The sequence below is a fragment of the Sphingomonas yunnanensis genome (assembly GCF_019898765.1).
Classification (GTDB): domain Bacteria; phylum Pseudomonadota; class Alphaproteobacteria; order Sphingomonadales; family Sphingomonadaceae; genus Sphingomonas; species Sphingomonas yunnanensis.
Window position 1 is genome coordinate 95,698 of record NZ_JAIOKB010000003.1, and the last position, 19,132, is coordinate 114,829.

Genomic DNA, 19,132 nt, shown 5'->3' on the forward strand with positions numbered 1-19,132 from the left:
GCGATGAGGCTCTCCGCGCTTCTCGGCCATGACGCGCCGGTCGCCGCCGACGCGACCGTCACCGGCTTCGCGATCGACCACCGCAAGGTCGCGCCGGGCAACGTCTTCGGTGCCTTCCAGGGACTGCGCGTCAACGGCGAGGATTATATCGACGCCGCGATCGGGGCCGGCGCGGTGGCGGTGGTGGCGCGACCCGGCGCGCACGTCGACGGCGCCGCCCATGTCGCGGACGACAATCCGCGCGAGGCCTTCGCCCGGCTCGCGGCGCGTTTCTACGCGCCCTTTCCGACCACCGCGGTCGCGGTGACAGGGACCAACGGCAAGACCTCGACGGTCGAGATGACGCGCCAGCTGTGGCGCATGGCCGGCGAACACGCCGCCTCGATCGGCACGCTCGGCGTCACCACCGCCGACGAGCGGGTCGTCACCGGGCTGACCACGCCCGACGTGGTCACCTTCCTGTCGAACGTCGCCGGGCTGGCGCGCGAGGGGGTCACCCATCTCGCCTTCGAGGCGTCGAGCCACGGCCTCAGCCAGTTTCGCACCGAGGGCTTGCCGGTGCGCGCCGCCGCTTTCACCAACCTTGGCCGCGACCATCTCGACTATCACGGCGACATGGCGGCCTATTTCACCGCCAAGCTGCGGCTGTTCGCGCAGGTGTTGAGCGACGACGGCAGCGCCGTGGTCTGGGCCGACGACCCGCAGTCCGAGCGAGTCATCGACATCGCGCGCGAGCGCGGCAACCGTGTCCTCACCGTCGGCGAGCACGGCGACGACCTGCGGCTGGTCGAGCGCGTGCCGACCCTGCTCGGCCAGGGGCTGGTGGTCCGCGCCGGCGGGGTCGACCATCGCGTCCAGCTGCCGCTGATCGGCGGCTATCAGGCGGCCAACGCGCTGATCGCGGCGGGGCTGGTGATCGCCACCGGCGGCGACGTCGCGGCGACGATCGCGGGGCTGGCGCGGCTCCAGCCGGTGCGCGGGCGGCTCGAGCGCGCCGCGATCACGGCGAGCGGCGCGCCGGTCTATGTCGACTATGCACACACGCCCGACGCGATCGAGGCGGCCTGCGCGGCGCTGCGCCCGCACGTCGCGGGTCGGCTGATCCTGGTGGTGGGCGCGGGCGGCGACCGCGACCGCGGCAAGCGCGAGCCGATGGGGCAGGTGGCGGCGGCCGCGGCGGACGTGGTGATCGTCACCGACGACAACCCGCGCTCGGAGGATCCCGCCGCGATCCGCGCCGATCTGCTCCGAGGCGCACCCGGCGCGCGCGAGATCGGCGACCGCCGCGCCGCGATCGCGGCGGCGCTGCGCGAGGCGGCGGCGGGCGACATCGTGTTGATCGCGGGCAAGGGGCACGAGCAGGGCCAGATCGTCGGCGACCTGGTGCTGCCGTTCGACGACGTCGCGGTCGCGCGTGAGATGGCGGCGTGAGCGGGATGGTGGTCGTGCAGATGCCGCGGGCATGGTGGAGGGGGCGCGCCGCGCGTGCTGCCGCGCGTGGCGGTAGCTTGTCTGCCGCGCTCCCTGACTTTCACCCGCATCGTCCGCTAGAAGCGTTCCGTATGCCGCATCCCCCCTCCACCACGTTTTCGGCGCGGTCCCCCTCCCCATGCTGGGGAGGATTGTCATGACGCTCTGGACCTCGTCCGACATCGCCGCTGCCACCGGCGGCACTTCCTCTGCCGGCTTCACCGCCGACGGTGTCGCCTTCGACTCGCGCGAGGTCGGCGAGGGGGACCTGTTCGTCGCGCTCGCGGGCGAGCAGAGCGACGGCCACCGCTTCCTCGACCAGGCGTTCGCGCAGGGCGCGGCCGGCGCGATCGTCTCGCGCGAGTCCGCGCACCCGGCGGTGCGCGTCGCGGACACGTTCGGCGCGCTCGAGGCGCTCGCCCGCGCCGCCCGCGCGCGGGTCAAAGGCAAGGTGATCGGCGTCACCGGCTCGGTCGGCAAGACCTCGACCAAGGAGGCGCTGTTCGCCGCGCTCGACCGCTCGCCCAGCCGGCGCGCGCATCGTTCGGTGAAAAGCTACAACAATCACACCGGCGTGCCGCTCAGCCTCGCGCGCATGCCCGCCGACAGCGACTATGCGGTGCTGGAGATGGGGATGAACCATCCCGGCGAGCTGGCGCACCTGACCACCCTGGTGCGCCCGCACGTCGCGATCGTCACCGCGATCGCGCCGGCACACACCGAGTTCTTCCCCGACGAGAGCGCCATCGCCGACGCCAAGGGCGAGATCTTCCGCGGGCTGGAGCCCGGCGGCATCGCGATCGTCCCCTACGACAGCCCGCATCGCGACCGGCTGATCGCGGCGGCGCACCCTTATGCGGGCAAGATCGTCACCTTCGGGCTCGACAAGCGCGCCGACGTCCACGCCGCGGAGGTGATGCCGTCGCCGCGCGGCGGCACCTTCGTCGGCGCGCGGGTCGGCGCGCGCGAGCTGAGCATGACGATCGCGCAGCCCGGGCAGCACTGGGTGTCGAACGCGATGGCGGTGCTCGCCGCGGTCGACGCGGTCGGCGCCGACCTCGCGCTCGCCGGCCTCGCGCTGGGCGAGCTCGGCGGGCTGGCCGGGCGCGGCGCGCGGCGCGACGTCGCGGCGGGGGACGGCCGCGCGCTGCTGATCGACGAGAGCTATAACGCCAACCCCGCCTCGATGCAGGCGACGCTGGCGGTGCTGGCGCAGGAGCCCGGGCGCCACGTCGCGGTGCTGGGCGAGATGCGCGAGCTCGGCGACGGCTCGGCGGCCTATCACGCGGCGCTCGGCCCGGCGGTGGTGGCGGCGCGCGTCGAAACGGCCGTGCTGGTCGGCGAGGCGATGGCGCCGCTCGCGCAGGCGCTTGAGGGGCAAGTCGATTTCGTCCATGTGCGCGATGCCGCCGCGGCGCTGGACCAGGTCCGTGCCCTGCTCCGTCCGGGAGACGCGGTGCTCGTCAAGGGATCGAACGGGGTCGGGCTGTCGCGGCTGGTCGCCGCGCTCGCCGGCAAGGTGGATTGAGTGCTGTACTGGATCGCGCAGCTTCTCGGGTTCGAGGGCGGCTTCAATCTCATCCGCTATCAGTCATTCCGCGCCGGCGCGGCGGTCGCGACCGCGCTGCTGATCGGCCTGATCATCGGCCCCCGCTTCATCGGCTGGCTGCGCGTGCGCCAGGGCAAGGGCCAGCCGATCCGCCTCGACGGCCCGCAGACCCACCTCGCCAAGCGGGGCACGCCGACGATGGGCGGCCTGATGATCCTCACCAGCCTGGTGCTGTCGGTGATGGTGTGGATGGACCTGCGCAACCCGTTCGTCTGGGCATGCCTGTTCGTCACCCTGGGGTTCGGCGCGATCGGGTTCCTCGACGACTATGACAAGGTCCGCAAGGCCAGCACCGCGGGGGTGTCGGGTCGGACGCGGCTGCTGATCGAGTTCGCCATCGCCGGCATCGCGGCCTGGATCATCATGCAGGAGAACGGCACCGGGCTCTATTTCCCGTTCACCAGCCGCTATTACGTCGACCTGGGCTACTTCTACCCGATCTTCGCCGCCTTCACGATCGTGGCGTTCGGCAACGCTGTGAACCTCACCGACGGGCTCGACGGGCTGGCGACCATGCCCGTGATCATCGCCTCGGTCGCCTTCATGCTGATCGTGTATCTCGCGGGCAACGTGAAGTTCGCCGATTACCTCGGCATCCCGCACGTGCCGCGGGCGGGCGAGTTGGCGATCTTCTGCGGCGCGGTGATCGGCGGCGGCCTTGCCTTCCTGTGGTACAATGCGCCACCCGCGGCGGTGTTCATGGGCGACACCGGCAGCCTCGCGCTCGGCGGCGCGCTGGGGACGATCGCGGTGGTGGCGCACCATGAGATCGTGCTCGGCATCATCGGCGGGCTGTTCGTGGTGGAGGCGCTCAGCGTCATCATCCAGGTGTTCTGGTACAAGCGTACCGGCAAGCGCATCTTCCGCATGGCGCCGATCCACCACCATTTCGAACAGCTCGGCTGGAGCGAGCCGACGGTGGTGATCCGCTTCTGGATCATCGCTCTGGTGCTGGCGCTCGCCGGCCTGTCGACGTTGAAGCTGCGGTGAGGGCGATGTCGTCATCGCCCTCACCGCACCCCGGCGCAGGCCGGGGTCCAGAACAATGATCGTCTCGCGCGCCTGGACCGGGAAACATTATGCGGTGCTCGGGCTCGCACGCTCGGGCGCCGCGGCTGTGCGCGCGCTGCTCGCCGCCGGCGCGCGGGTGACGGCGTGGGATACGGACGAGGCGAAGCGCGACTCACTCTTTTCGCTTCCCCATACTGGGGACGATCTCAGGATCGCCGACCTCGCCACCCTCGATCTCGCCACCTTCGATGCGCTCGTGGTCTCTCCCGGCGTACCGCTCAACACGCACCCGCTCGCCGGCGCGGCGCGTGACGCGGGCGTTCCGATCGTCGGCGACATCGAGCTGTTCGCGCAGGCCCGCGCCGACCTGCCGCCGCATCAAGTGGTCGGCATCACCGGCACCAACGGCAAGTCGACCACCACCGCGCTCGTCTACCACCTGCTCGACACCGCCGGCGTGCCCGCGCGGATGGGCGGCAACATCGGCCTGCCGGTCCTCGCGCAGGCGCCGCTGCCCGCGGGCGGGGTCTATGTGCTCGAGCTGTCGAGCTACCAGATCGACCTGACGCAGACGCTCGACTGCGACGTCGCGGTGCTGCTCAACGTCACGCCCGACCATCTCGACCGCTACGCCGGCTTCGAGGACTATGCCGCGAGCAAGGCGCGGCTGTTCGCGATGCAGTCGCCGCACCATCGCGCGGTGATCGGCATCGGCGACGCCGCCTCGGCTGCGATCGCGCGGTGCTTCGCGCATCGCGGTGAGACGATCACGACGATCGCGCCGGGCACGCCGCTCGATCAGTCGCGTTGGCCCTCGCTGCAGGGGCCGCACAACGCGCAGAACGCGCTCGCCGCGATCGCGGTGGCGGAGGCGCTGGGCCTCGATCGTGCCGCGATTGAGGCGGGGCTGGAGACCTTCAACGGCCTGCCGCATCGGATGGAGCGGGTGGCGACGCTGGGCGGGGTCACCTGGATCGACGACAGCAAGGCGACCAACCCGGAGAGCACCGCCCCCGCGCTCGCCGCTTTCCCGCGCGTCCATTGGATCCTCGGCGGGCGCGCCAAGGGCGATGACCTCGACGCCTGCGCGCCGCACTTCGGCAACGTGGTACGCGCCTATACGATCGGCGAGGCCGGCCCGCGCTTCGCCGCGCTGCTGCGCGACCGCGTGCCCGTCGCCGAGGCGGAGACGCTGGAGCGCGCGGTGCGGATCGCCGCGGCCGAGGCAAGACGCGGCGAGGTGGTGCTGCTGTCGCCGGCCGCCGCCTCGTTCGATCAGTTCCGCGACTACGAGCATCGCGGTACCGTGTTCCGCGCGGCAGTGGAGGCGCTGGCATGACCGACGTGAGCAGGGCACAGCGCGCGGGGCTGAAGGGGCGGGGTGGTCGCGGCGACCCGTCGCCGCTCGGCACCTGGTTCTGGGACATCGACCGCGTGCTGCTGCTGCTCGCGCTGTTCCTCATCGCGATCGGGCTGATCGCGGTCGCGGCAGGGTCGCCGGCGAGCGCGTCGCGCTACTCGGGCGAGCATCTCAAGTTCGCGCCGCTGCATTATTTCTGGCGCCAGCTGCTGTGGGCGGGCGTGTCGCTGCCGGTGCTGTTCGGCGTGTCGATGCTGCCGGTCACGGTGGCGCGGCGCATGTCGCTGATCGGCGCGGCGGTGTGTGTGGCGCTGCTGATGATCGTGCCCTTCGCGGGGGTGATGGTGAACGGCGCGCGGCGCTGGATCGGCTTCGGCTTCGCGCAGTTCCAGCCGTCCGAGTTCCTCAAGCCCTTCTTCGTCGTCGCGGTGGCGTGGCTGCTGTCGCTCAAGTCCCGCGACGAGGAGCTGCCGGTGACGATGATCACCGCGGGGCTCACCGGGCTGGTCGCGCTGCTGCTGATGCTCCAGCCCGATTTCGGCCAGACCGTGATCTTCTGCTGCATCTGGCTCGCGCTCGTCACGATCGCCGGGACGCCGACGCGCGTCATCATGGGATTCGTCGCGATGGTGCCCGCGGCGCTGGTGGCGGCCTATCTCTTCTACAGCACCGCGCGTGCGCGCATCGACGCCTTCCTCTTCCCCGGCGTGGAAGGCGAGGGCGCGGCGGACCATTTCCAGACCGACGCGGCGCACCGCACGCTCACTTCGGGCGGCTGGTTCGGCACCGGACCGGGCGGCGGCACGGTCAAATACGGCCTGCCCGAGGCGCACACCGACTATATCTTCTCGGTGATCGGCGAGGAGTTCGGGCTGCTCGCCTGCATGGTGGTGGCGCTGGTGTTCCTCGCGCTCGTCATCCGCGTCTTCGTCAAACTGCTCGACGAGCAGGACCCCTTCAAGCTGCTCGCCGCCTCGGGGCTGGCGGTGCAGTTCGGCGCGCAGGCGCTGATCTCGATGGCGGTCAACACCGGGCTGGCGCCGTCGAAGGGGATGACGCTGCCGTTCATCAGCTACGGCGGGTCGTCGATGGTGGCGCTGTCGCTCGGCATGGGGCTGCTGCTGGCGTTCACGCGGCGCAACCCGTTCCTGCTGCGCAGCCCCTATATCACACGATGGAACGCCGAATGACGCCCGTGCAGGACTTCCGCCCGCGCCAGTTCGTGCTCGCCGCGGGCGGGACCGGCGGCCATATGGTGCCCGCCGCCGCGCTCGCGACCGAGCTGACCAAGCGCGGCCACCGCGTCGCGCTGGTGAGCGACGCGCGCGGGGTGCGCTTCCCCGGGCTGTTCGAGGACGTGCAGACCCACGTCATCCCCGCCGGGCGCTTCGCCGGCGGGCCGCTCGGCTGGGCCAGGGCGGCGCGGCTGATGATGCAGGGGCGCGCCATGGCGGCCGAGCTGTACCGGACCTTCAAGCCCGCCGCGGTGATCGGCTTCGGCGGCTATCCCGCCTATCCCGCACTGTCGGCGGCGTTCGCGGCAGGGATCCGCACCGCGGTGCACGAGCAGAACGCGGTGCTCGGCCGCGTCAACCGGCTGGTGGCGGGCAAGGTCGACGCGATCGCGACCAGCTATGCCGAGACCGCGCGGCTGCGCGCGCGCCACCAGGCCAAGGCGCATCACGTCGGCAACCCGGTGCGCGAGAGCGTGCTCGCGCTGCGCGCCAAGCCCTATCCGCTGCTCGACGAGGACAGCATCTTCCGCGTGCTCGTCACCGGCGGCAGCCAGGGCGCCTCGGTGCTGAGCCAGGTGGTGCCCGAGGGGCTGGCGATGCTGCCGGTCGCGTTCCGCCGCCGCCTCCAGGTGACGCACCAGGCGCGGATCGAGGACATCGACGGCGCGCGCGAGACCTATGCGCGGCTCGAGATCGCGGCCGACCTCGCCACCTATCTGCCCGATCTGCCCGAGCAGCTCGGCTGGGCGCATGTCGTGATCGCGCGCGCCGGCGCCTCGACCATCGCCGAGCTGACCGCGGCGGGCCGCCCCGCCATCCTCGTGCCGCTGCCCAGCGCCACCGACGACCATCAGACCGCCAACGCGCGCGAGATCACCCGCGCCGGCGGCGCGCGCACGATCGCGCAGTCGGCCTTCACTCCCAGCGAACTTGCCAAGCAGATGCAGAAACTCGGGCTCGACCCGGAAGCGCTCCAGAACGCCGCCGCGCGCGCCCGCGCCTGCGGCACCCCCGAGGCGGCGAGCGACCTTGCCGACCTGGTCGAGAGCCTCGACTCGCCCGCGTCGCGGCTGCCGGTCGGTCGCGTCCAGCAGCGGAAGGCGTTCGCGTGAGGGGAGTCGCTACCGACATCGGGACGATCCATTTCGTCGGCATCGGCGGGATCGGCATGTCCGGCATCGCCGAGGTGATGCACAATCTCGGCTACACCGTGCAGGGCTCGGACGTCGCCGAGGGCTATGTCGTCGAGGGACTGCGGAAGCGCGGCATCACCGTGACGATCGGGCACGACGCCGGCAATGTCGCCGGGGCGGCGGTGGTGGTCACCTCCACCGCGGTGAAGCGCGGCAACCCCGAGGTGGAGGCGGCCTTGCAGAACCGCGTGCCCGTGGTGCGCCGCGCCGAGATGCTCGCCGAGCTGATGCGGCTGAAGTCGACCGTCGCGGTCGCGGGCACGCACGGCAAGACCACCACCACCTCGATGGTCGCCGCCCTGCTCGACGCGGGCGGGGTCGACCCCACCGTGATCAACGGCGGCATCATCAACAGCTACGGCTCGAACGCCCGGCTCGGTGCGAGCGACTGGATGGTGGTCGAGGCGGACGAGAGCGACGGCAGCTTCCTGCGGCTGGACGGCACGATCGCGGTGGTGACCAACATCGATCCCGAGCATTTGGACCATTACGGCAGCTTCGATCGCGCCAAGGACGCGTATGTCGAGTTCGTCGAGAACGTGCCCTTCTACGGCGCGGCGCTGCTGTGCCTCGACCATCCCGAGGTGCAGGCGCTGATCCCGCGCGTGCGCGACCGCCGCATCGTCACCTACGGTTTCGCGGCGTCGGCCGACGTGCGCGGCGTCAACGTCACGCCCTATGCCGGCGGCAACCGCTTCGAGGCGCAGGTGCGCGCACGGGACGGCGCGGTGCGCTCGATCGAGGGGATCGACCTACCGATGCCGGGGCGCCACAACGTCCAGAACGCGCTCGCCGCGATCGGCGTCGCGCTCGAGCTCGGCATCGACGACGCGACGATCCAGAAGGGCTTCGAGCGTTTCTCCGGCGTCAAGCGGCGCTTCACCAAGGTGGGCGAGGTCGCGCTCGAGGGCGGCGTGGCGACGATCGTCGACGATTACGGCCACCACCCGGTCGAGATCCGCGCGGTGCTCGCCGCCGCACGCGAGTCCGCGCAGGGGCGGGTGATCGCGGCGGTGCAGCCGCATCGCTACTCGCGGCTGGGCAATCTGATGGAGGAGTTCCGCGGCGCCTTCAACGACGCCGATCTCGTCTATGTCACCCCGGTCTATGCCGCGGGCGAGGCGCCGGTGCCCGGCGTCGACTCGGCCGCGCTGGTGGCGGGGCTGCGCGACCGCGGCCACCGCCAGGCCGAGCTGGTCGAGGACGCGGCAGGGCTCGCCGCTGCGCTGGCGGGCGAGCTGCGCGCGGGCGACCAGGTGATCTGCCTCGGCGCCGGCGATATCACCAAATGGGCCGCGGGGCTCGCCGCCGCGATCGCGGCACAGCGGCGGTGAGCGTCGCGACGCTCCCTCCGGTGCGCGGGCGACTCACCGGCGGTGCCGCGCTGGCGCCGCTCGTCTGGTTCAAGAGCGGCGGTGCGGCCGAGTGGCTGTTCGAGCCCGCCGACGTCGACGATCTCGCCGCGTTCCTCGCCGCGCTCGATCCCGGCGTGCCGGTGCTGCCGCTCGGGCTCGGCTCCAACCTGATCGTGCGCGACGGTGGCGTGCCCGGCGTGACGATCCGGCTCGGCAAGGCATTCGCCAGGGTGGAGCCGATCGGCGACTCGCGGCTGCGCAGCGGGGGCGGGGCGAGCGGCATCCTCGTGTCCTCCACCGCGCGCGACGCCGGCGTGGCGGGGGTGGAGTTCCTGCGCTCGATCCCGGGCACGGTCGGCGGCTTCGTGCGGATGAACGGCGGCGCCTATGGCCGCGAGACCGCGGACGTGCTGGTCGAGGCCGAGGTGGTGCTGCGCGACGGCACGCGGCGGACGTTGTCGCGCGACGAGCTCGGCTACAGCTACCGCCACTCGGCGTTGCCCCACGGGGCGGTGGTGGTGGGCGCGACCTTCCGCGGCGCGCCGGGCGAGCCCGCCGCGATCCAGGCCGAGATGGACCGCATCGCCGCCGCGCGCGAGGCGAGCCAGCCGCTGCGCTCGCGCACCGGCGGCTCCACCTTCAAGAACCCGCCGGGCGCCAAGGCGTGGGAGTTGGTCGACGCCGCCGGCTGCCGCGGCCTGCGTCGCGGCGACGCGCAAGTGAGCGAGAAGCATACCAACTTCCTGCTCAACCTGGGCGCCGCGAGCAGCGCCGAGATCGAGGCGCTGGGCGAGGACGTGCGCGCGCGGGTCAGGGCCGCGAGCGGCGTCGAACTGGAATGGGAGATACAGCGCGTGGGTGACGGTATCATTCCTCCCCGGGACGGAGCAGCGGGTCGGATCGTCCCCCCGACGATCCTTGATCATGCGGGGCATGATCAACCCGCTGCCGGGGACCGCCAGCCGCAGGCTGGTGGTGAAGGGGGGCTTCGGCAGGCGGAGCGCTTCGTGGAGAGCCCCCTCCACCACCGTGCTTCGCTTGGCGGCCCCCCTCCCCGTGCCGGAGAAGAATTCCGTCGCCTCCACGTCGCGGTCCTGATGGGCGGGTGGTCGGCCGAGCGCGAGGTGTCGCTCAACTCGGGCGCCGGCGTCGCCGAGGCGCTCGAGTCGCTCGGCCACCGCGTCACCCGCGTCGACCTGACCCCGAGCGTCGCCGCCGATCTCGCCGCGGCGGCGCCCGACCTCGTCTTCAACGCGCTCCACGGCACGCCGGGCGAGGACGGCAGCGTCCAGGGCCTGCTCGAGCTGATGGGGCTGCGCTACACCCATTCGGGGCTCGCCACCTCGGTGATCGCGATCGACAAGGTGCTGACCAAGCAGGTGCTCGTCCCCGCGGGCGTGCCGATGCCGGGCGGGCGCATCGTCCGCTCCGTCGAGGTGTACGAGGCCGACCCGCTGCCGCGCCCCTATGTGCTCAAGCCGGTCAACGAGGGTTCGTCGGTGGGGGTCGCGATCGTCACCGCGGGCGGCAATTACGGCAACCCGATCGGGCGCGACACCGCGGGGCCGTGGCAGGAGTTCGACGAGCTGCTCGCCGAACCGTACGTCCGCGGACGCGAGCTGACCACCGCGGTGCTCGACGACGCCGATGGCCCGCGCGCGCTCGGCGTCACCGAACTGCGGCCCAAGTCGGGCTGGTACGATTACGACGCCAAATACACCGACGGGATGACCGAGCATCTCTTCCCCGCGCCGGTGCCCGACGAGATCGCCGAGGCGTGTCGCGGTCTCGCGCTCCAGGCGCATCGCCTGCTCGGCTGCCGCGGGTGCAGCCGCTCGGACTTCCGCTGGGACGACGAGCGCGGCGTCGACGGGCTGTTCCTGCTCGAGGTCAACACCCAGCCCGGCATGACCGCGTTGAGCCTGGTCCCCGAGCAGGCCCGCCATACCGGCATGAGCTACGCCGAGCTGGTACAGGCGATCGTCGACGCCGCGATGCGCGCGCCGGCGCCCAAGGCCGCCGCGCGCGCGAAGGACCTGCCGCGGTGAGCCGCACCATCAAGCGCGGCGGGCCCCCGCCGCGACGCGCGGTCAACAACCGGCGGCGCGCGCCCAAGGCGTCGCTCGGCGACCGGCTGATCGCGCGTTTGCCGGTCAGCGAGGAGACGCTGCGCCGCGCGGTGACCTGGACGCTGCTCGGCGGCGTCGGCGCCGCGGCGCTGTCGCTCGCCACGGTGCTGGGCGTGCCGCAGGCGATCGGGGTCGGCATCGCCGAGGCGGCGGGACGTGCCGGGCTCGAGGTCGAGCAGGTCGACATCACCGGGCTCAAGCGGATGGACCGCGAGACCGTCTACGCGATCGCGCTGGAGGACCAGCCGAGCCGCGCGATGCTGCGAGTCGACCTGGAGCGCGTGCGCGAGCGGCTGCTCGCTTATGGCTGGATCGCCGACGCTTATGTCGCGCGGCGGTTGCCGGATCGGCTGCTGATCCACATCACCGAGCGCGAGCCCGCCGCGATCTGGCAGGACAACGGCCAGCTCACGCTGATCGACCCGACCGGGCGGCTGCTCGCCCCGGTCGACCCCGCGCATATGCCCGACCTGCCGCTGGTGATCGGGCCGGGCGCGGACCGGCAGGAGGCGGGCTATCAGGCGCTGCTCGCCGCCGCACCCGCGCTCAAGCCGCGCATCCGCGCCGCCACCTGGATCGGCAACCGCCGCTGGGACCTCACCTTCGACACCGGCGAGACGCTGGCGCTGCCGCAGGACGGCGCCGCGCAGGCGCTGATCAAGTTCGCGCAGCTCGACGGCGCGCGCGCGCTGCTCGGCAAGGGCTGGGTGCGCTTCGACCTGCGCGATCCCGCCAAGCTGGTGGCGCGCAAGCCGGGGCAGGACCTGCACCAGCGCTTGCAGGACGACGGCAGCGCCGACGCGGTGGCGGGCAACGCCACTGACGGCGGTACCGGCAACGAGACGACGGCGACGCGCGCGCGGGAAACGACGCGCGTCGGCGAGGCGTAGAGCACGACGTGGAACAGGGCGTGAGGGGGATAGCATGGCCAAGGCAGCACCGGACGGGTTGATCACCGCGCTCGACATCGGCTCGTCCAAGGTGTCGGCGATGATCGCGCAGAAAGGGGACGGCGGCGAGCTTGTGGTGCTCGGCACCGGCCAGCGCGAGAGCCGCGGCGTCAAGCGCGGCTATATCGCCGACATGGACTCGACCGAGGTCGCGGTGCGCGAGGCGGTGGAGCAGGCCGAGCGGATCGCGGGCTTCAACATCGAGAACGTCTGGGCGGGCTTCTCCGCGGGCGGGCTGGTGAGCGACGAGGCCTTCATCGAGGCCGAGCTGGGCGGCATGCGGATCGAGCAGGCCGACATCGACGCTCTGCTCCAGGAGGGCCGCCAGTCGATCGACCCGGCCGGCCGCATGGTGCTCCACGCCCAGCCCGCGCTCTACACGCTCGACGGGCTGACGGGGGTGAAGAAGCCGCTCGGGCTCCACGCCGACCGGCTCGGCGTCCATATCCACGTCATCGCCGCTGACGGCTCCCCGGTGCGCAACCTCGACCTGTGCGTGCGCTCGGCGCACCTCGAGGTGAAGTCGATCATCGCCGCGCCGGTCGCCACCGGCCTGGCCTGCCTCAGCGCCGAGGAGCGCGACCTCGGCGTCGCTCTGGTCGAGATCGGCGCGGGGATCACCAATGTCTCGCTGTTCGCGGGTTCGATGCTGGTGGGGCTCAAGTCGATCCCCTACGGCAGCGCGGACATCACCGACGACATCGCCTCGGCGTTCGGCACGACGCGGCTACAGGCCGAGCGAATCAAATGTTTCCACGGCTCGGCCAACGCCTCGCCGCGCGACAACCATGAGATGGTGACGATCCGAGAGCGCACCGACGACGAGGGCTCGGAGGCGCTGCAGATCACCAAGGCGGCGTTGATCGCGGTCATCCGGCAGCGGCTCGAGCATCTCACCAGCGAGATCCAGACGGCGCTCAAGGAGCTGAAGTTCGAGGGGCCGGTCGGGCGCCAGGTGGTGCTCACCGGCGGCGGGGCGGAGCTCAAGGGCATCGCCGATTACGCGCAGCAGGCGCTCGGCCGCTCGGTCCGTGTCGGCCGGCCCAAGGGGCTGACCGGGCTGCCCGAGGCGCATTCGGGCCCGGGTTTCGCCACGCTGGCGGGGCTGGCCTTCTTTGCAGCGAGCGATCCGATCGACCTGCGCGGGCTCGTGCCGTCGCAGCAGATGGTGCACCGCCAGCGCGGCCTGCGCGGTTTCTGGAAGCTCGTGCAGGCAGCCAAGGCGAATTATTGACGCAGCTACAGGGCGTTTCGCGGTGTTTCCTCTTCCACCCGGCGTCTCGTTGTTGCACATCGGTAGAAATTAACCGCGCGAGTGACGGCGGCGCGGAGCGGACGGAGTAAGCACGCGATGAGCATCGAATTCATCACACCGGATCTCGACGATCTCACCCCGCGCATCACCGTCGTGGGGGTCGGCGGCGCCGGCGGCAACGCCATCGCCAACATGATGCGCGCCGACGTGCAGGGCGTGCAGTTCCTCGTCGCCAACACCGACGCGCAGGCGCTGAAGCAGTCCGACGCGGAGCAGAAGATCCAGCTCGGCGCCAAGATCACCCAGGGCCTGGGCGCGGGCAGCCGCCCCGAGATCGGCCGCGCCGCGGCGGAAGAGACGATCGACGAGCTGTCGCGCCTGCTCGAGGGCAGCCACATGTGCTTCATCGCCGCGGGCATGGGCGGCGGGACCGGCACCGGCGCCGCCCCGGTGATCGCCAAGGCGGCGCGCGACATGGGCATCCTGACCGTCGGCGTCGTCACCAAGCCCTTCAGCTTCGAGGGCAACCGCCGCGCGAAATCGGCCGACGCGGGCATCGAGGAGCTGCAGAAGTTCGTCGACACGCTCATCGTCATCCCGAACCAGAACCTCTTCCTGGTCGCCAACGCCAACACCACGTTCAAGCAGGCCTTCGAGATGGCCGACGAGGTGCTCCAGCAGGGCGTGCGCGGCATCACCGACCTGATGGTGATGCCCGGCCTCATTAACCTCGACTTCGCCGACGTCCGTTCGGTGATGCAGGAGATGGGCAAGGCGATGATGGGCACCGGCGAGGCCGAGGGCGACGATCGCGCGCTGATCGCGGCGCAGAAGGCGATCGCCAACCCGCTGCTCGACGGCGTGTCGATGCAGGGCGCCAAGGGCGTGATCGTCTCGATCACCGGCGGCGACGACATGCGCCTGCTCGAGGTCGACGAGGCCGCCAACCACATTCGCGAGCTGGTCGACCCCGACGCCAACATCATCTGGGGCTCGGCGTTCAACCCCGAGCTCGAGGGCAAGATCCGCGTCTCGGTGGTCGCCACCGGGATCGAGAGCAGCGCCACCACCGCGGCGCCGGCGAGCACGACCGTGGCCGAGCCGACGCGCACCTTCAGCTTCTCGGCACCGCGCCGCAGCGACGCCGCACCGGCCGCCGCCGCGCCCGCACCGCAGCCGGCCCCGGCTCCGGTGCCGGTGCCGAGCGCCTATCAGCCGACCCCGGAGGTGCCCCCGCAGCAGCCGAGCGGCGCCGCCGCGAGCGCGATGGCGCAGGGCGTGCCGCCGAGCACCTCGGGTCCGGTGGTGGAATCCGCACCGGCGCCGACGCCGGCCGCCCCGGCCGATGACGAGCTGCTGCTCGGTGCCGACTCGCTGATGCCAGCGCCGGCACCGCAGGCGCCCGCGGGCGACGCCGCGCGTCGCCGCTTCCTCGCGCCGGGCGCCGAGGGCGAGGAAGCGCCGCCGCAGCCGCGCGTCAAACTGGGCGGTACGCTGTTCGAGCGGATGCAGAACGCGACCCGCAACGCCGGCGGTCGTGCCGACGATGGCGAAGGCGGCGACCTGCCGCGCTTCCTGCATCGCCAGAACAACCAGTAAGCTCGCGCCTCGCCGCCTGCCACCGTGGCAGGCGGCGCGTCACGGTTGCCAGTTCGGCCGGTACCCGGGATCGAGCCGGCGATCGAGAAAATAGGCCGCGCTGATGAAGGCCAGGTGTGTCAGCGCCTGGGGGAAGTTCCCGAGCGCCTCGCCGCGGCGGTCGAGCTCCTCGGCGAAGAGGCCGAGGTGATTGCCATAGGCGATGCCCTTCTCGAGTATCAGCTGCGCCTCCTCCAGCCGCCCGGCGCGCGCGAGGCACTCGGCGTACCAGAAGGTACAAGTGGTGAAAGCGCCCTCGCCGCCCTCCAGCCCGTCATCGTCGCGGTAGCGATAGACCAGCCCGTCGTCGCGTAGCTGCTCGCCGATCGCGTCGAGCGTCTTCAGCCACACCGGGTCCGTCGAGGAGACGAAGCGCACCAGCGGCATCATCAGCAGCGCGGCGTCGAGCGCGGTGCCGCCGCGCTCCTGCACGAAATAGCCGTGCACCGGGTGGCGGAAGTGCGCCCAGACGTCCTCGACGATGGCGTCGCGCGCCTCCGCCCAGGCGACCAGCGGCGCGGGCAGCGACCGCTTCTTGGCGAGCCGGATGGCGCGATCGAGCGCCACCCAGCACATCACGCGCGAGTGGAGGAAGTGGCGCGGCGGCCCGCGCATCTCCCAGATGCCCGCGTCGGGCTCGTGCCAGTGCGCGATGACGAAATCGACGATGCCGCGAACGTGCTGCCAGCCCGCATGGCTGATCGCCGCCCCGTACTTGTTCGAGAGATAGGTGCTGTCGAGCAGCTCGCCGAAGATGTCGAGCTGGGTCTGGCCGTGCGCGGCATTGCCGATCCGCACGGGGCGGCTGCCGGCGTGGCCGGCGAGATGGTCGAGTTCCTGCTCGTCCGCCGCCTCCGACCCGTCGATCGCGTACATAACGCGGATCGGATGATCCTGGTCGGCGTGCATCACGCGCTCGCCGGCCCAGCGGCGGAAATGTTCGGCCTCCTCGACGAAGCCCAGCCGCATGAAGGCGTAGACCGTGAAAGAGGCGTCGCGGATCCAGGTGGCGCGATAGTCCCAGTTGCGCCCTGCGCCGGTCGCCTCGGGCAGCGCGAAGGTCGCCGCCGCGGCGATCGAGCCGTGCCGCGCCGAGGTCAGCAGCTTGAGCGCGAGCGCCGAGCGCAGCACCTGTTCGCGCCATCGCCCCCTGTAGCTGGCGTGGCCGAGCCAGGCGCGCCACGCCTTCGCGGTCGCGTCGACCGCGGCGTCGATCGCCGCGTCGTCGGGGCGGGCGAGCGAGTCGTCGCCGAGCACGAACCAGGCGCTGTCACCCGCCGCCAGCGTGAAGTCGGCCGCCGCCTCGCCGTCACCGAGGACGAGCGGCATCGAGGCGTGGAGCCGCAGCGCGAGGTCCGCGCCGACGAAGCGCGCGCTCCGGTCCTCGCCCTCCGCTCGCGGCACCTCGCGCGCATAGTCGAAGCGCGGCGCGCAGCGCGCGTCGAAGCCGACGGTCCCCTGCGTGACGGTGACGCGGCGGAGCAGGCCGCGCGCGCCGAGTGGCCCGAGCGCGGCGGGATGCGGCATCAGGTCGACCACCTCGGCGCTGCCCTCCTGCGCCATCCAGCGGGTCACCAGCACGTTGGTGTCGGGCAGGTAGAGCTGTAGCCGGCGCGCGTCGGCGAGACGCGGCGCGAGCCAGAAGGCGCCCCCCTTCTCGTCGTCGAGCAGGTCGGCGAAGATCGTCGGACTGTCGAGCGCGGGCCAGCACAGATAGTCGATCGTGCCGTCGCGTGCGACCAGGGCGGCGGTCTCGAGGTCGCCGATGATGCCGCGGTCGCCGATCGAGCGTGGCGGCACGCGACCCTCCTCGCGCTCACCCATTGTCGCGGAACTCGGGGTAGAGCGTCATCCCGCCGTCGACGAACAAGGTCGTGCCGGTGACGTAATCGGCGTCGTCCGAGGCGAGCCACACCGCCGCGCGTGCGACATCCTCGGCCTCGCCGATCCGGCCGTAGGGGATCAGCCGCAACAGCTTCTCCAGCGCGGCGTCGGTCTCCCACGCGTCCTTGTTGATCGGCGTGCGGATCGCGCCGGGGGCGATGGCGTTGACCCGGATGCGGTCGGGGGCGACCTCCTGCGCGAGCGAGCGCGTCAGCATGCGGACCCCGCCCTTGGCCGAGGCGTAGTTGACGTGCCCCGCCCAGGGGATCACCTCGTGGACCGAGCTCATCGCGATGATCGTACCCGCGCTGCGCGCCGGACGCGCGTCGCTCGGCTGGGAGCGGAAGCGGCGCACCGCCTCCCGCGCGCACAGGAAGTGGCCGGTGAGGTTGATCCCGATCACCGCGTTCCACTGGTCGAGCGAGAGATCGGCGATCGCGGCGTCCTGCTGCACTCCCGAGTTGGCGACGAGCACGTCGACTCGGCCGAAGGCGGCGGCGGTCTCGTCGAAGAGGCGGACCACGTCCTCCTCCTGTGAGACGTCCGCCTCGATCGCGACGGCGCGCCCGCCCGCCCCCTCGATCCGCCCGACCAGCGCGTCGGCGGGTTCGCGCTGCGAGCGATAGTTCACCGCCACCGCGGCGCCGGCACCGGCGAGCGCCTCGGCGACCGCGAGTCCAATCCCCGAGCTGGCGCCCGTGACGATCGCGCTATGTCCCGCGAGCGGGCGCGCCGGGTCGGAGAACGTCGCCATCTCAGTCGCGCGTCGGCGAGGAGGCGTTGACCGGCTCGGGCGTCGACACCGCGCGCAGGCTCTGCAGCTGCGTCTCGGGATCGATGCGGCGCGTTCGCTGCTTCACCTTGACCGGCTCGGCCTTGCCGCTGCGCATCGCGGCGACCACCGCCTCGATCACCGCGAGATCGGCGAGCCCTTCCTCGGCGTCGGGCTCGGGGTCACGGTCCTCGAGGATGCAGTCGCTGAAGTAGCGCAGCTCGCCGCCGAACTGGTCGGTCGCGGCGAAGGTCTCGTGCGAGTCCTTGCCGCCGATGCTGCGGAAGTGCTCGAGCCCCTGGCCGAAGCCATAGGCCGGGTTCATCTCGATCGAGCCCTCGGTGCCGACGACGATCAGGCTGTCGACCGCGTCGGCGGCGTAGCTGACAGTGAACTGTGCCAGCTTGCCGCCCGGCAGCCGCAGCGTCGCGGCGACCGTGTCGTCGAGGTCGCCCAGGCCCGCGGCGGCGTGACGGACGCCGACCGCGGACACGACCTCGACCGGCTCGGCGCCGAACAGGTAGCGGATCGCGTTGATCGGATAGGGTCCCATGTCGAACAGTGGACCGGCCTCGATGCCGTGGTGCGCGCGGTGGTTGGCGGGGTCGAGCGGCTGCGAGAAGAGCGAGGTGAAGGCGATCAACTCGCCGAGCTCGCCGGCGCGGATGCGGCGGATCGCGTCGAGCGTGGCGGGTTCGAAGTGGAGGCGATAGGCGGTCATCAGCTTGGCCTTACCGCGCTTGGCGGCGTCGGCGATCAGCTGCGCCTGCTCGCTCGACACCTCCAGCGGCTTCTCGCACAGCACGTGGATGCCCGCCTCGAGCGCGGGCACGGCGAATTCGGCGTGGCGCCAATTGGGCGTGGCCAGATAGATGGCGTCGATCTCGCCGGTCTTGAGCAGGCCGGCGAAGCCCTCATAGCCGAGGAGGTGCTTGACGCCGTACTTCTTGCCGAGCTTGCTGAGCTTGACCGGGTCCCCCGAGACCAGGGCGGTGATCTCCGAATTGCCGGTGTGCTTGACGCCGGGCATCAGCGCCTCCTGCGCGATGTCGCCCAGACCGACGATGGCGTAGCGCACCTTGCGCCCGCCGAGCCCTAGTGCCGACGCGATGCTCATGCCTGTCTCCGCTGCGTTCATTTGAGGAACGCCGCAACCGCTTGGGAGCGGGGGAAGGTTCCGTTCGGCGGGATGGTAGAGCGCCGATGAACTCTCCAGCCGTCATCCCCGCGCAAGCCGGGACGACTCTCCTGCACGTTCGTCTTCCTACCGC

Annotated in this window: 13 protein-coding genes and 2 pseudogenes; 12 read left to right on the plus strand and 3 right to left on the minus strand. The window is 71.7% G+C overall.

The genetic code is table 11. The features are described 5' to 3' along the window. The first annotated feature begins 3 nt into the window (after nt 1-3). The 12 genes and pseudogenes from K7957_RS10140 (at nt 4) to ftsZ (ending at nt 15,166) form a co-directional block, all read left to right on the plus strand. Nucleotides 4-1,431: a UDP-N-acetylmuramoyl-L-alanyl-D-glutamate--2,6-diaminopimelate ligase gene (locus tag K7957_RS10140; protein ID WP_223011882.1), complete on the plus strand. Its 1,428-nt coding sequence runs from the start codon at nt 4-6 to the stop codon at nt 1,429-1,431. Nucleotides 1,432-1,627: 196 nt separating this feature from the next. Then, nucleotides 1,628-2,998, plus strand: a complete 1,371-nt coding sequence (locus K7957_RS10145) for a UDP-N-acetylmuramoyl-tripeptide--D-alanyl-D-alanine ligase (protein ID WP_223011883.1) — start codon at nt 1,628-1,630, stop codon at nt 2,996-2,998. Continuing rightward, the gene (gene mraY / locus K7957_RS10150) at nt 2,999-4,069 is read left to right on the plus strand and encodes a phospho-N-acetylmuramoyl-pentapeptide-transferase (protein ID WP_223011884.1); all 1,071 of its coding nucleotides are present in this window, start codon (nt 2,999-3,001) and stop codon (nt 4,067-4,069) included. It begins immediately after the preceding gene. A 55-nt stretch (nt 4,070-4,124) separates the two neighbouring features. After that, nucleotides 4,125-5,429, plus strand: a complete 1,305-nt coding sequence (gene murD / locus K7957_RS10155; protein WP_223011885.1) for a UDP-N-acetylmuramoyl-L-alanine--D-glutamate ligase — start codon at nt 4,125-4,127, stop codon at nt 5,427-5,429. Next, entirely contained in the window at nt 5,426-6,640 is a 1,215-nt protein-coding gene (locus tag K7957_RS10160) for an FtsW/RodA/SpoVE family cell cycle protein (protein WP_223011886.1), read from the plus strand. The genes murD and K7957_RS10160 overlap by 4 nt, the downstream gene beginning before the upstream one ends. Continuing rightward, nucleotides 6,637-7,797: an undecaprenyldiphospho-muramoylpentapeptide beta-N-acetylglucosaminyltransferase gene (murG, locus tag K7957_RS10165; RefSeq protein WP_246616955.1), complete on the plus strand. Its 1,161-nt coding sequence runs from the start codon at nt 6,637-6,639 to the stop codon at nt 7,795-7,797. Before K7957_RS10160 ends, murG begins: the two co-directional genes overlap by 4 nt. After that, nucleotides 7,794-9,212, plus strand: coding sequence for a UDP-N-acetylmuramate--L-alanine ligase (gene murC / locus K7957_RS10170; RefSeq protein WP_223011888.1), 1,419 nt, complete (start codon nt 7,794-7,796; stop codon nt 9,210-9,212). The genes murG and murC overlap by 4 nt, the downstream gene beginning before the upstream one ends. Beyond that, a pseudogene (gene murB, locus K7957_RS10175) lies at nt 9,167-10,093 on the plus strand (UDP-N-acetylmuramate dehydrogenase); the annotation flags it as partial. The gene murC and the pseudogene murB, both read left to right, overlap by 46 nt. Before the next feature lie 219 nt (nt 10,094-10,312). Next, nucleotides 10,313-11,281, plus strand: a pseudogene (locus K7957_RS10180) (D-alanine--D-alanine ligase); the annotation flags it as partial. Beyond that, entirely contained in the window at nt 11,278-12,252 is a 975-nt protein-coding gene (locus tag K7957_RS10185; protein ID WP_223011889.1) for a cell division protein FtsQ/DivIB, read from the plus strand. The pseudogene K7957_RS10180 and the gene K7957_RS10185, both read left to right, overlap by 4 nt. 34 nt (nt 12,253-12,286) lie before the next feature. Continuing rightward, nucleotides 12,287-13,546, plus strand: coding sequence for a cell division protein FtsA (ftsA, locus tag K7957_RS10190; protein ID WP_223011890.1), 1,260 nt, complete (start codon nt 12,287-12,289; stop codon nt 13,544-13,546). 117 nt (nt 13,547-13,663) lie between these two features. Then, entirely contained in the window at nt 13,664-15,166 is a 1,503-nt protein-coding gene (ftsZ, locus tag K7957_RS10195; RefSeq protein ID WP_223011891.1) for a cell division protein FtsZ, read from the plus strand. Between the two features lie 39 nt (nt 15,167-15,205). Here the strand turns inward: ftsZ and K7957_RS10200 are convergent, their stop codons facing one another. Genes K7957_RS10200 through K7957_RS10210 form a run of 3 tightly spaced genes read right to left on the minus strand, consistent with a single transcriptional unit; the run spans nt 15,206 to nt 18,978 of the window. Beyond that, nucleotides 15,206-17,005 carry a glycoside hydrolase family 15 protein gene (locus K7957_RS10200; protein WP_223011892.1) on the minus strand — a complete coding sequence of 600 codons (1,800 nt, stop codon included), beginning with the start codon at nt 17,003-17,005 and terminating at the stop codon, nt 15,206-15,208. Between the two features lie 16 nt (nt 17,006-17,021). Next, nucleotides 17,022-17,843, minus strand: a complete 822-nt coding sequence (locus K7957_RS10205; RefSeq protein ID WP_223011893.1) for a glucose 1-dehydrogenase — start codon at nt 17,841-17,843, stop codon at nt 17,022-17,024. Between the two features lies 1 nt (nt 17,844). Next, nucleotides 17,845-18,978 (minus strand): Gfo/Idh/MocA family protein, encoded by a 1,134-nt coding sequence (locus K7957_RS10210; RefSeq protein WP_223011894.1) that lies wholly within the window; start codon nt 18,976-18,978, stop codon nt 17,845-17,847. Between the last annotated feature and the right edge of the window lie 154 nt (nt 18,979-19,132).